Source organism: Shewanella sp. A22, assembly GCF_053850585.1.
This window is the reverse complement of sequence record NZ_JBSQBN010000119.1, coordinates 1-14256: the sequence shown is the minus strand read 5'-3', so window position 1 is coordinate 14256 and position 14256 is coordinate 1. Positions and strand designations below refer to the sequence as shown.

The following is a 14256-nucleotide window of genomic DNA, read 5'->3' as shown; positions in this document are numbered from 1 at the left end:
CATTGATGTAGAAATGGTTGTTCCCTTTTAAATCGATGTAACACAGAAGTGGAATACCTGAGAGACTCCATTCTGGCGGGTTTCAAAGTCCTTTATGCTTCGTTAGATGCTTTCAAAATACGACTGCTCCTGCGTTGCTCTACCTCCCACATCAAATGACTTTGATGTGGGAGACTACACCTACAGTCATTTTCATTGAACTGGTTCTAGTGACCGCAGCCTAAAATAGATCATATTCTAATAAGGATTGGTATAAGAGATTTATACCGTTATGTGATCAATCACAATCACACTCAAGGCTTTCAGTTTGAGGCATTGTTGAAATACCGCTTATTCACTTATAACGTGATACAACAAAGAAATAGAAAGGCAAAGGACTTTTTATCCCTTTAACTGCTGGGTTGCGCACTCTAACAACTGCTGTTGAAGGCGTTTGTCATCAAGTGTTGCTTGGCTAATAAGCTCAATTCGCGAATCAAGTACCTCGTCTAGCTCGTCTAAGGTCAATTTATCATCAACCATATTGACACTCAAAATGCCATCAGAGGTAATCACTATCGCTTTTAATCTAAGCACATTTAAGGTTTTTACAAATTCTACCCACGCCATAAATTTCTCAAAACTAAAACAATATTGACTGGCAATTATCCAACCATAACTGTAACAACCTTCACCTTGATTAGTTTTGTAAATGTAACCTTGCTCAGCAAGCTGTTGTTGAATATGGTCATTATCAGAAGAGGATGAAGCCGAGGGGATAAACCATTGATTAGCCGTACTATTGAGTAAGCTTGTAGGCTTAGAGGGTGTAAATAACGGGCGCCGAGCACGAGCCGTTGGCTGATCCAATAAATCGAGTATGTGTTGTATTTGCGCTGTCTGAGTCAAAACATCAGCACAGGTCACCACTGGCGTATCAGCTCGCTGTAATTGAGCCATATACATGGTTAACTGCTGCGTATCTTGTACGGTGTAAAACTGTGCTTTATTGGCAATAACGGTATCGGCAATTTGTAATTGTTGTATAAAAGTCTCATGGTTATGATAACGGCTATCACTCACTTTACGGGCATCAACCAAACATAAACAGGTTTGTAATTTAATAACTTGCTGGAAATGTGGTGCTTGCAATATTTTAGTGATTTCAACTGGATGACCGAGCCCCGTAGGCTCAATAAGTAATCTATCTGGTTTTGCTTGTTGAATAAGTTGATTAATGGCGACCTGTGTTGGGACTCCTGCCGCGCAACACAAGCAACCACCAGGCACTTCTTTAATCACAACGTTAGGCGATGATGATGCCGAGCGAGTCGCATTTAGTAAACCACCATCAATACCAATTTCGCCAAACTCATTCACCAATACCGCCCAAACTTCATTTTGCGGTTTATTGGCCAACAATTGCTTAATGAGCGTGGTTTTACCCACCCCCAAAAAGCCCGTAATAATATTGGTTTTTATCGGTTGAGTGATCATTTCTTTGCTTTAGCGTATTTGCCTTTTCGGGTAGGTTTTACATCGGTTTGCGATGGTTTTCCCCGTTTATGTTTAAAGGTTTTTTTAGGTTTTTCTGTGGCGACATCTCGGTATCTGGCTGGCAATGGCGCGCCTTCGTCATATCCTGTAGGCACTAACATGGGTAACGTTTGTCCAATAAGTTGCTCAATCGCACCTAACAATTCTAGTTCTTGCGGGCTGACTAATGAAATTGCCTCACCGGCTAACCCTGCACGCCCAGTCCGGCCTACGCGATGGACATAGTCTTCACACTCTTCTGGTAATTCAAAGTTAATCACTCGTGGTAAGGCTTGAATATCTAATCCGCGGGCAGCTAAATCTGTGGCAATTAACACACGTAACTGACCAGCTTTAAACTCTTCTAACGCACGATTTCGAGCGCCTTGACTTTTATCACCATGAAACACCGATGATTTAATGCCATCGAGGGTTAACTCTCGATATAAGTGATCCGCCGTTTCTTTACGACTGGTAAATACCATCACTTGCTGCCAATTATGTTTACCAATTAATTCGGATAGCAACTCGGCTTTACGTCGAGTATCCACTTTGTACACTTGCTGAGTAACATTTGCAGCGGTGGTTTGCGTTTCTACATGGACAAATTCAGGCCCATCGAGCATCTTAGCCGCAAGCGTTTTAACATCTTCTGAATAAGTAGCGGAAAACATCATGGTTTGATGTTGCCTGGCAATTAAACGTTTCACTTTTTCAATATCTTTAACAAAACCAAGGTCAAGCATACGGTCTGCTTCATCAATCACTAAATGGGTTATCGATGATAAATCCAATTCATGCTGACCAATAATGTCAAATAACCGGCCTGGCGTGGCCACCAAAACATCCACGCCTTGTTCTAATGCTTTACGCTGCGGGTTGATACTTGCACCGCCATAAACCGCTAAGCTAGTGACACTAATAAATTGGCTATATTTAACTAAATTCTGCTCAATTTGAATCGCTAACTCACGAGTTGGCGTCATAATTAATGCACGTAACCGATGTGATGGCGATAACGCAAGATGCGCTTGCGCCATTAAATGGCTGAGTAAAGGTAAAGCAAAAGCAGCCGTTTTGCCTGTCCCGGTTTCGGCACTGGCTAATATATCTCGACCGGTTAACGCTAGTGGGATAACCGCTTGTTGGACCGGAGTAGCAGTATGATACCCAGATTGATTAACCGCATTTAACAGTAGTGGCGGTAATCCTAGCGACGTAAATGACATAACAGACTCAATAAACAATGAAATAGCCTGCTATTGTATACTAATCCCCAGAGGATTAACCACGTAAACGTGCACGTTCATCGCTCCCCATAAACACGACACTCTTAACATGCCACGGCGAAAACACTGAATCATCACTAGCGCAGTAAAGGGCTATTTGAAACTCGTTTTGTGTGCTGCGTTGACATTAAGTACTGTTGCTCAAAATCAGCGCGGGTTAAGGCATGTGAAAAAAGGTATCCTTGGGCGTAATCACAACCAGCAAACGCGAGTAAGCTACGTTGTTTTTCAGTTTCTACTCCTTCAGCAACCACTTTCATCCCAAGTTTATGCGCCATCACAATCATCGCTTCGCATAAACACAGATCATTGCTACCCGCCGTCAAATTATTCACAAAGCATTGATCTATTTTAAGATAATTAACATTGAACTTCTTTAAATGTCGCAACGATGAGTAACCTGTACCAAAATCATCGAGCGACATTTGCATACCCGCATTGCGGAAAGCCAATAATTTTTCTTCAATGTTGCACTCTGCATTGAGTAATAATTTTTCTGTCACTTCAATGCAAATACTTTTAGTTGGTAACGCTAAGCGCGCCATGTGCTTAAGCCAATCATCAATCGCAGTCGACTCATCTCGAAATTCTACCGATGATTTATTAATACTAATTTGAACATCGCTATTAAACTGTGTCTTCCATTGGGCGGCTTGCTCACAAGCTTGATAGAATACCCAATTACCAATATCAATTATCATGCCTGTATCTTCAGCGATAGAAATAAAGTCAGCAGGCGAAATTAATCCCATCGTTGGATGCTTCCAGCGGATCAGGGCTTCGGCTTTGAAAACCTGCCGAGTATTTACATCCACAATAGGTTGATAATACAGCTCAAATTGTTGCTGAATAATTGCCACTTTAAGATCTTGAATCAACATAATTCGCTTTTGAGAATGATCTTGCATCGCAGGGGTAAAATAATTAAACCTATTACGCCCATGAGTTTTGGCCGAATACATCGCTTGATCTGCATTCTTTAATAATGCCTCTGTGGTTTTTGCATCATCAGGAAATAAGGTAATGCCAATACTGCCACTTATATAAGCCGTTTTATCGCCCAATTGATAAGGTTCAGCCAAACGTTTAAGTATTTGTTGCGCCACGCGATCGACACCATTGGCATTTTCAAGACTGGTCAATACAATTGTAAATTCATCCCCCCCGAGGCGGGCAACCACATCGGTTTCTCGTATGCACTGCTTGAGGCGTTCAGCTGTTTCGAGTAACAACGCATCACCCATATCATGACCAAGGGTGTCATTAATCTCTTTAAAAAAATCCAAGTCTAAAAACATCAAGGCAAAATGACTGTGTTGCCGGTCGGAATGTAATACCTCCTGATTTAAAAATGTTAATAGCATCCTACGATTGGGTAGCCCAGTAAGTGCATCATAATTTGCCTGACGCCATATCAATTCTTCAGTTTGCTTTTTCTCGGTAATATCAGAAAAAAGCGCAACAAATTGCGCGGTTTGTGAGTGGGTTTGAATAATGGAATTAATGGTTAATAAAATCAGGTAGTTTTCACCATCTTTGCGTTGCATCCACACTTCGCCATGCCAATGCCCTACTTTGTTAAGTTGCTCTCTGAGCTGATCATAAAAGTGTTTAGGCTGTAAATCAGTTTCAAATAGATCTAAATGCCGACCTTGAATCTCTTCTTTACTGTATCCTGTGATACAAGAAAAAGCCGGATTGGAATCTATAAGGATCCCTTTAGCGGTGAACACGCTCATGGCTTCACTGGAGTTTTGATATACGGATGTGGCAATATTTAATGAATCTTCAACTTGCTTAATGTCAGTAATATCACTATGAGTACCGCACACCCTAAGTGGATTACCTTTATCATCAACATCGACGACTTTCCCTGTTTGCAAAACCCAACGACTGCCACCTTGCAAATTGGTTAACTGATATTCAACTCGTTGGCTAATACATCGTCCTTTGCTAATCTCATTAATACTTCGCAGAACTTTAAACTTATCCTTAAACCGTATCGCTTGAATCCATCGTTCTGGGTGCTGATTAAGCTCTTCCATTGAACAACCTAAGATATCGGCGCTATATTGATTAGTACTAATACGATTGCCAATAACATCCCAATCCCATACACCTAGCTCACTGCTATCAAGAACCAGTTCAAGTTGCTCTTTACTGTGCAATAAGGCTTGTTGAGATTGTTTCTGTTGGGTGATATCTAAAAAGCCGGCAATCACAAGAAAAGTATTGTCCTGAACATGGCGACGGCATGCTACTGTCATATGGGTGTATACAATGGCCCCATCTTTAGCGATAAAACGCTTATCCGTTTCGTATTCATCAAGCTCACCTTTGAGCATTTTATTAAACAACAATAAATCTTTATTCAAGTCATCTGGATGGGTTAATTCTGGCCATGTTAATGATTTCAACTCTTTTTCTGTGTAACCAAACATCCGACATAAATAAGGATTAACTTTCAACCAGTATTTATTTTTTGTGGTAATTGAAATCCCAATATTACCAATATCAAACTGGCTTTTAAAAAGAAAATCCTCTTGTAACTTAACTTGTATATTGCGGTCCCTAAACACCACTTTAACAAGCAAGTGACCCGTTAACATGGTCAATAACGGCAACACCAACAATGCCGGAAATAACACAATGCTAATGGCTTGTATGGCTTGTTCATAGGGTAATAAGAATAACCATTGCAATAGCATGGCGTGCATAATAAAACCCAAAAAGAAAAACTCACGATAACTAATATGATCTAATTCATGCTGCCGAAACTGACGCCAAACCAAGCCAAATAGTGCACTGCTGCTCAGAATAAATATTCCAATCCATACGACAACGCCACCCAAATAATATTGATAAAGCACCATCATGATCGATGCGAGAACAGTTGGAATGACACCAAAAAATAATCCACTCAAACAAAGCACAACCGAGCTTGCATCAAACAACACGTCTTGTTGAGCCACCAGAGGATCGATCATAATAACGACACCAACAATGCCGATAAGTGCACCCATAAAAAATTGCCAAAAAACAGAGTGCCCCTTGCGGTGATGCAGTGGGTAGAGTGAATATAGATAAATCAACGCGAGTAACAACGCTGCATTTTCTAAGATTGAGAAAAAAACATTTAGACTAAACATCTATACATTTCCCTTATTAATCCCTAACAAGCACAGTAGCATCCTAGCCGTCTCTATTTAGTGTAGTTGAAGCAAACTCACACCATGTCTTATATTTATACCGTAAGCCCTCCTATATATAAAGATCAGAATATTCATTAGAGATCCAGCAAATACATTTTGAACCATACAGCACATCTCAAACTACGCCCATAAACAGCTCCAACAAGCCATTGTTTAACCAATGTTAAGCCAGATCACAGTTACGTTGAAAATGTTGCGTTTGTAATAAAATCACCTAATTTTTGTAACTTATTCAACATTAACCCGCGCCAAGTCACATAATATCAACCGGAATATATGTACGTTTACTACAGAGAAAATTTTAATTTCATATAGAGGGTATCAACATGGCGACTAAATTTTTTATTCCAAGCGTCAACATTCTTGGTCAGGGCAGCGTAGATGAAGCAATTAAAGATATTGTTGCATTTGGCTTTACCAAGGCATTAATTGTCACCGACAAACCATTAGTCAGCATTGGCCTGGTTCAAAAAGTGGCAGATAAACTAAATGCCAACAAGATTAACGTCGTCATTTTTGATGGCGTACAACCTAATCCAACAACCGGCAATGTTGCTACAGGTCTTGAGCTATTAAAAAACAATCAATGTGACGTGATTATTTCTTTAGGTGGTGGTTCACCGCACGACTGTGCAAAAGGTATTGCACTTGTCGCCACTAACGGTGGTCATATTAAAGATTATGAAGGTGTGGACGTATCAACTAAACCACAAATGCCGTTAATCGCAATTAACACTACAGCTGGTACAGCAAGTGAAATGACGCGTTTTTGTATTATCACCGATGAAGCAAGGCACATTAAAATGGCCATTGTCGATAAAAATACAACGCCAATATTGTCGGTTAACGATCCGGAGCTCATGCTTGAAAAGCCTGCATCTCTCACCGCGGCAACAGGTATGGATGCACTCACACACGCAATTGAAGCTTATGTATCTATCGCTGCAAATCCGATCACAGATGCTTGCGCAATCAAAGCTATTGAACTCATTCAAGCCAATTTAATCAATGCGGTTAAGCAAGGAGATAATATACAAGCAAGGGAAAATATGGCTTATGCACAATTTTTAGCCGGTATGGCATTTAATAATGCCAGTCTTGGATATGTGCATGCCATGGCTCATCAGCTTGGTGGCTTCTATGATTTACCCCATGGTGTATGCAATGCATTATTGCTGCCCCATGTACAAACATATAATGCCCAAGTTGTGCCAACACGCCTTGCTGATGTAGCGAAAGCAATGGGCGTCGATACAGCAGCAATGTCAGATGATGAAGGCGCAACTGCGGCAATAGAATCGATTAAGCAATTATCTAAAGCCGTTAATATCCCAGAAAACTTAAGCCTATTAGGTGTTAAAGCAGAAGACATTCCAACCTTAGCAGACAACGCACTTAAAGATGCTTGTGGTTTTACAAATCCAAAACAAGCAACGCACCAAGAAATATGTCAAATTTTCACTAACGCTTTATAACCAAACTCAGCTCGGGACAATAAACGTTTATCAAACAGTTCGTTGTCCCGTCAGCCTATTGTATTGACTTACAATAAGCCGACCGATTAAAGGGAACTTGTTTTAGAGAGCTGCCTAATGTTGTATTCTATTTAGGACTTTTTTTGAACAGCTTTTAATGTAAAAAACCTGCAATGACAATAGCTTATTTTAAATTTAGTAAAAAGTGATGCTTAGGTCTAAGTTCTTAAAATAAGGATTGACCAATATAAAAAATAAGGTCTATAGTGAAAACACTTAGATAGCGAATAGGTAGGTAAGCAATGACAGCAATTACTCATATATACAATTACACCGTTCGATGCCCGCATTACAAAGAAAAAGAACAACCTGCAACATGGCTCAACCATATCGAAGTAAACCAATCTTGTGAAATTGCACTCGACCGTATCACCAAATGGCATAACCTCTCTGGCACTAAATCATTCGAATTAGAAGATTTTGTAGTCCGAAAAGCCGATAATGAAGAAGCTTATTTTGCCATGCAAAGTAGCCGCCTTAAGCATGATGGCCATGCGCTTGTCACCTTTAAAATCTTTTTAGACAACTGCTGCCAAGATGCTTCTCCAAATAAAATTATGGAGCATTTAATCGATGACTATCAAGAACGTATATCTAAAGTCGAATAATATACCGAGTATATTTTCATTTAATATTAAGGAGCTTTTATAGCTCCTTATTTTTTCGTTTTGCCAGTCCAGATGGCAGCAGCTAAGACACATATCCTTTGCCTGCAATATGGTGGCATTAAGCAGCATTAGCACGCATCCCATGCGGGATCGGTAAACCATTTTCGTTTATATTGACAAATACCATCTTATCGACGAAAGCAATCGGTGCATGATTCACTTTATTACGTATTTTACAGCGTACCGTGACAGAACTTTGGCCTAAGCTCACTAGCTCAAATCCAAATTCAATAATGTCACCTGTGTGTGCTGGCGCCATAAAATTAATTTCAGATATGACTTTCGCAATATGGAATTGACTGCGCATTTGGCAACTGGCAAAAATACTGGCTTCTTCATTCACCCAATTTAATAATTGGCCACAACATAAACTTTTACTGCTGTTAAGGTGAATTGGCATGACGATATGACGCGAGAAATATTTCATGATGACCTCATTATCTAACTCATTAATTTTGCGTCAACAGACGCATACCTCATAATAAGTAGCAACGATCGAGCCAATTAATTTAATTATTAAAAATCATATAGATAAAATAAATCACGTACTATCCAATTATGTACAGTGCTCAAAATAAATGCATCAATGCACCAAAAATGACAAGCACTTAACCTCGTTTAGCAAAAACTAACGAAGAAGTTGCTTCAATGTATTTACAAAAATGTTGATATCATTTGCACTAATATCGTTATGGGTGACCAATCGCAACTGCCTATTGGGACTAATCATGACACCTTTATTAGCCAGCGCAACTGACAATTCTTTTGGATTGATATGCTCCGCTAAAGTCGCGAATACCATATTGGTCTGCACAGCGTTTACATCTACTGTAAATTCAGCCATTTCCGCCAGCAACCGAGCCAAAGTCTTAGCATTATCATGATCATCCGCTAAGCGGTCGACCTGGTCAGTTATTGCTAACTTAGCCGCAGCCGCGATAATACCGACTTGCCGCATACCGCCACCAAGCATTTTTCGCCAACGAATGGCTTTTGCTATAAGTCGCTCATCTCCTAGCAAAATCGAACCTATTGGTGCACACAACCCTTTTGACAAGCATATCGATACAGAATCAAAGTATTGAGTAACATCAGCAATGGCAATGCCCTGTGCAACCGCAGCATTAGCAACACGAGCACCGTCCAAATGGATTTTAAGGCCCCGGTTAAATGCTAAACTTTGTGCTTGAGCCAAATAATCTTGGCTTAACACCTTACCACCAATAGTGTTTTCTAAACTCAATAAACGAGTTTGCGCAAAATGCACATCATCGGGTTTAATTGCTGCATCAATATCACTCAGTAAAATACTCCCATCAGCTTGATTATTCAGTGGCTGAGGTTGAACACTGCCTAGTACTGCGGCTCCGCCACCTTCGAACTTATAGTTATGCGCTTGTTGACCGCAAAGATATTCGTCACCCCGCTCGCAATGAGACATAAGTGCCAACAGGTTAGCTTGAGTACCCGAGCTCACAAACAAAGCCGCATCAAAGCCAAACATGTCAGCTGCCATATCTTGTAAACTGTTTACCGTGGGGTCATCACCATAAACATCATCCCCAACCTCTGCTCTAGACATTGCTACACGCATTGCTTCTGTCGGCTGGGTAACCGTATCACTTCGAAAATCAATCATGCTTCGCTTTATATCCTCATTCCACAACGACTATTTAGCCGCGGCAGATATTTCTGTCAATGCCGCTAACGCAGAATCATAGTTTGGATGGTTACTGACTTCAGTAACTAATTCTTGATATTTCAATACCCCTTGGGTATCAATAATAAAAATTGAACGCGCTAACAAACCACGATCTTTAATTAACAGACCATACTTTTTGCCAAAATCACGCCATACAGAATCTGACAACACTTTAATTTTATCGACACTTTCGGTTTGGCAAAAACGTTTTTGCGCAAACGGTAAATCCTCACTAATAGTCAACATCACCACATCGGTATCAAACTTAGAGAACGCTTTATTAAACCGCTTTGTCTGTAATGCACACACACCTGTATCTAAACTCGGTACGGCACTGATCAGTACTGTCTTACCTTTAAAATCACTTAAACTTACAGAGTTAAACTTCTCATCGACTACCGTAAATAATGGTGCAACCTGATTTAAACTGGGCATTTTCCCTTCTAACGCTATAGGGTGTCCACCCATGGTAATCATGGTTTTCTCACCAGCAACGCTCGTTATACTCACCAGTAAAAAAGATAATAATGTCGTAGTTGCAAAGGTAGAAAATAGCTTCATAAAAAAACTCCTTTTATAAAAAAACCAGCAAACGCTGGCTTTTTAAAGTATCAAGTGACATGCAATATTATTTTGCTGGAACTTCTTTCACATGTAAATCCATTTGTGGGAATGGAATTTCAATATTGGCAGCATCTAATGCATTCTTAATTTGCTCAAGTAATTCAAAACGCGCAGTCCAATAATCTGGGGTTTTCACCCATGGGCGAACCACAAAGTTAATTGAGCAATCTGCTAGCTCAGCTAAACCGATAGTATAAGCTGGATCTTTTAATACAAACTGGTTGTTATCTAGAATATCAGCTAACACTTTCTTCGTTGTTGCTATATCCGCGGTATAAGACACACCAATAACTAAATCGATACGACGCTTTTCTAATGCCGAATAGTTAGTGATGGTACCATTCATAATTGCAGAGTTAGGTGCAATAATCACTTTATTATCACCAGTACGAAGACGAGTAGAGAAAATAGTAATCTCATCTACAACACCAGCAACACCAGCAGCTTCAACAAAATCACCTACACGACATGGACGGAAAAGAACCATCAACACACCTGATGCAAAGTTAGAAAGAGAACCTTGTAATGCTAAACCTACCGCTAAACCCGCAGCACCAATAACAGCTACCAGTGACGCAGTTTGTACACCAACTTGTCCCAGAGTAGCAACAATCGTAAATACAAAGACCAATGCCCAAGCTAAGTTCGCTACAAATGATACAACGGTTGCATCAACTTTACGGTTAGTGAGTAATTTAGTGGTTAAACGTTTTGCGACACCGGAAAAATATTTACCGATAAGAAAAATAACAATTGCTGCGATGGCTTTAAGCCCATAAGTCATAAAAAACTCAGGTGCTTGCTCCATTAAGCTGTCTAAACCTTCTAGGTGTTCCATTTTTTTCTCCCTTAAATAGCAGTATTATTCTGCCGATATAATAAATTCTACACGTCGATTACGCTGACGGCCTTCTACGGTGGCATTATCTGCTACCGGCTTTTTACTGCCCATCCCAATAATGTCAATTGAAAAGGCTTTAAACTGGTAGTCATTTACCAGCAAGTGTTTAATGGTGGCGGCGCGTTTTAACGACAATGCGCTGTTAACAGCATCGCTACCAATATTATCAGTATGTCCCTCTAAGCGGATGACAACTTGAGGATGTTGTTCAATATATTGCTGTACTCTCACCAACGTAGGTCGCTGAGTTAACAGCACCTCTGACTTGTCGAAGTCAAAATACACAGGTTGAAGAATAGAGCCAAAACAATCTACCGCCACAGAAATATCTCGTTGTTGCCGACATTGTTCAGCAATAAGCGCGGCATTATTGGTGATAGTCGCGCCGACTTCTGCGTCATCAAATTCACCATCATCTTCGGCATCTTCATCAACAATTAATATTTCAGTATCAATGCAACCATTAGCCATCACAACACTGTTTGCAGGAGTATCATTACACGCGTCTTTTTTATCTGGCACACCGTCAAAGTCCGTATCAACCCAAGCATGAGCAGTAAAGATAAAACACCCAATCAACGCCAATGCCACTGTTCGAATGATAGTCATAAATACCTCTTCGACATGACATCGAAATTTGTTAATGAGTCGTATTTTAACTGTTTATGGTTTAAATTAAAAGACAACACTTTATAATCAATACCTTGCGAAAAAACTTTCACTAAAGTGTCATATACGCGTGATTTAGGTATCGGCATCAGGCAAAAAAACATTAGCAGGTTCTGATTTATCAGCCAACAAAAAGCTCACAAAAAATTAACACAACAAAAATATCGACTGACTTGGACACAATTTATAACAAGCTTCATCTCTCTGTTCCCCGCATTAACATTGACTTTGCAGCCTTGAAAAGGGTATATAAGGTTAGCTTTTTGATGTTGAGTAAATATATGGCATCAAAATGACATTATTTATTATAAAAAATAAACAATAAAGTTGCTCAGTACTGCTGCTAACAGCGAATATGTCAGGTGTTCGTTGGGTAAGCAGTCATAGACAACTCTTGCAAACAACTATTTCTGTGGCGATATTTTCTCACAGGCAATCACAAGCTTAAGGTGGAAGACTTAATGAGTGACGCAAAACCTCAAGGAACACTGTTTGGACACCCTAAAGGGCTGTTCTTACTTTTTACAACGGAATTATGGGAACGCTTCAGCTATTACGCCATGCGCGCAATTTTAGTACTTTATCTTGTTGATAAAGTGCAAACTGAAGGTGGGCATGGATTAGGTTGGACACAAGCTGACGCCATCTCTTTATACGGTACATTTACAGGTCTTGTTTACCTTACCCCGCTCATCGGTGGATGGTTAGCCGATACCTACTTAGGCCAACGTAAAGCCATTTATATTGGTGGTTTTTTAATGGCTGCAGGCCAATTCCTTTTAGGTACACCTCATGCGTGGGTGCCGGGAATGGAAGTAGAAATGTTTTATCTTGGGTTAGGAACGCTTATTTTAGGTAACGGTCTATTCAAACCCAATATTTCAACTATGGTGGGTGATCTTTACAAAGAAGGTGATCATCGTCGTGATGGTGCATTCACCATTTTCTATATGGGTATTAACGTAGGTGCTTTCTTGTCAGGTATTATTGTAGGCTCTGTTGTTGCAGCTTATGATGGTAACTTCCAAGCAGGCTTTATTTGCGCCGGTATAGGTATGATTCTCTCGCTGATTATCCAATACTTTTTTGCTCAAAGACTATTAGGTGACATCGGTACGGTTGCTGCGGCTAAATTAGAGCAAAGCAAGAATGAAGCTAAAGGCGAAACGCGTAAAGAACCATTAACAAAAATTGAACGTGACCGCATTAAAGTCATTATGGTAATGGGATTATTCACCATCATATTTTGGGCTGGCTTCGAACAAGCTGGCGGCTTAATGAACCTATTTACTAACGACTTTACAGACCGTACGATTGGCTCTTGGGAAGTCCCTACCACTTGGTTCCAATCACTCAATGCAATGTTCATTGTGTTGTTTGCGCCAGTAATTGCCTCCATTTGGATCCGCTTAGGTAAGAATGAGCCTAACTCACCCGTAAAATTTGCTTTAGGGTTAGTTTTCCTCGCTATCGGTTTCTTATTTATGATTGGTGCAGTACTGGAAATGGGCGGCGATGCTTCAGTTAAATCAAGCATGTGGTGGTTAGTTGGAGCTTACTTCTTCCATACCATGGGTGAATTATGTTTATCACCTATTGGTTTGTCTATGGTGACCAAATTGGCTCCACTGCGTATCGCATCATTAATGATGGGTGCATGGTTCCTATTTATCGCTGCAGCAAACAAGATTGGTGGTGTTGTTGGTTCACTCATCGGTCATGGTGGCGAAGTAGAAGAACAACTTGCTAATGCAATGGCCATTTTTGCAGGCATTGCAATAACAGCCGTAATTTCTGCAATCATTTTATATTTTATGTCTAACAAGCTTGTTGATTGGATGCATGGTGCAGAAAGCAAACTTGACACTGAAGAACAAATATTAGAAGAAGAAATTGCAGTAACAGCCGATCACGAAGCCATTAAACGTTAATTCATTTTGAGGTAACGGCTACACAAAAAATCCCCTCCAAGTTTACTTGTGAGGGGATTTTTATTTGCTGTATTTTTAAAATGAAGTAATACCAATCTCATTAAATATCTGGTCAGTTCAGAGTCTCTCAGGTTTTTCAATTCAAGGCACATTGATGTAGAAATGGTTGTTCCCTTTTAAATCGATGTAACACAGAAGTGGAATACCTGA

General features: G+C 40.0%; 11 protein-coding genes. 3 read left to right on the top strand and 8 right to left on the bottom strand.

The genetic code is table 11. The features are described 5' to 3' along the window. Positions 1 to 381: 381 nt before the first annotated feature. From ACWXWT_RS16940 to ACWXWT_RS16930, 3 genes are all read right to left on the bottom strand, one after another. Positions 382 to 1476 (bottom strand): CobW family GTP-binding protein, encoded by a 1095-nt coding sequence (locus ACWXWT_RS16940; protein WP_456042748.1) that lies wholly within the window; start codon positions 1474 to 1476, stop codon positions 382 to 384. Beyond that, entirely contained in the window at positions 1473 to 2744 is a 1272-nt protein-coding gene (locus ACWXWT_RS16935) for a DEAD/DEAH box helicase (RefSeq protein ID WP_456042747.1), read from the bottom strand. Before ACWXWT_RS16935 ends, ACWXWT_RS16940 begins: the two co-directional genes overlap by 4 nt. 137 nt (positions 2745 to 2881) lie before the next feature. Then, positions 2882 to 5953: an EAL domain-containing protein gene (locus ACWXWT_RS16930; RefSeq protein WP_456042746.1), complete on the bottom strand. Its 3072-nt coding sequence runs from the start codon at positions 5951 to 5953 to the stop codon at positions 2882 to 2884. 389 nt (positions 5954 to 6342) lie between these two features. On the opposite strand from ACWXWT_RS16930, the gene yiaY reads away from it, so the two are divergent. Together yiaY and ACWXWT_RS16920 are read left to right on the top strand one after the other, a co-directional pair. Continuing rightward, complete coding sequence (gene yiaY, locus ACWXWT_RS16925; protein ID WP_456042745.1) at positions 6343 to 7491, top strand: L-threonine dehydrogenase; 1149 nt, start codon at positions 6343 to 6345, stop codon at positions 7489 to 7491. Between the two features lie 302 nt (positions 7492 to 7793). Next, the gene (locus ACWXWT_RS16920; RefSeq protein ID WP_456042744.1) at positions 7794 to 8159 is read left to right on the top strand and encodes a cytoplasmic protein; all 366 of its coding nucleotides are present in this window, start codon (positions 7794 to 7796) and stop codon (positions 8157 to 8159) included. 118 nt (positions 8160 to 8277) lie between these two features. Here ACWXWT_RS16920 and ACWXWT_RS16915 read toward each other — a convergent pair whose 3' ends face one another. The 5 genes from ACWXWT_RS16915 to ACWXWT_RS16895 all read right to left on the bottom strand — a co-directional run bounded on the left by ACWXWT_RS16915 (position 8278) and on the right by ACWXWT_RS16895 (position 12055). Further along, positions 8278 to 8646, bottom strand: a complete 369-nt coding sequence (locus ACWXWT_RS16915; protein WP_456042743.1) for an acyl-CoA thioesterase — start codon at positions 8644 to 8646, stop codon at positions 8278 to 8280. 201 nt (positions 8647 to 8847) lie between these two features. Next, positions 8848 to 9858 (bottom strand): low-specificity L-threonine aldolase, encoded by a 1011-nt coding sequence (ltaE, locus tag ACWXWT_RS16910; RefSeq protein ID WP_456042742.1) that lies wholly within the window; start codon positions 9856 to 9858, stop codon positions 8848 to 8850. Between the two features lie 30 nt (positions 9859 to 9888). Then, a complete protein-coding gene (gene tpx / locus ACWXWT_RS16905) occupies positions 9889 to 10482 on the bottom strand; it encodes a thiol peroxidase (RefSeq protein WP_456042741.1) in 594 nt (197 codons plus the stop codon). Between the two features lie 67 nt (positions 10483 to 10549). Continuing rightward, positions 10550 to 11383: a mechanosensitive ion channel family protein gene (locus ACWXWT_RS16900; protein WP_456042740.1), complete on the bottom strand. Its 834-nt coding sequence runs from the start codon at positions 11381 to 11383 to the stop codon at positions 10550 to 10552. A gap of 24 nt (positions 11384 to 11407) precedes the next feature. Next, entirely contained in the window at positions 11408 to 12055 is a 648-nt protein-coding gene (locus ACWXWT_RS16895; protein WP_456042739.1) for an OmpA family protein, read from the bottom strand. Positions 12056 to 12576: 521 nt separating this feature from the next. Between ACWXWT_RS16895 and ACWXWT_RS16890 the strand changes: the two genes are divergently transcribed. Beyond that, complete coding sequence (locus ACWXWT_RS16890; protein ID WP_456042738.1) at positions 12577 to 14046, top strand: peptide MFS transporter; 1470 nt, start codon at positions 12577 to 12579, stop codon at positions 14044 to 14046. Positions 14047 to 14256: the final 210 nt, after the last annotated feature.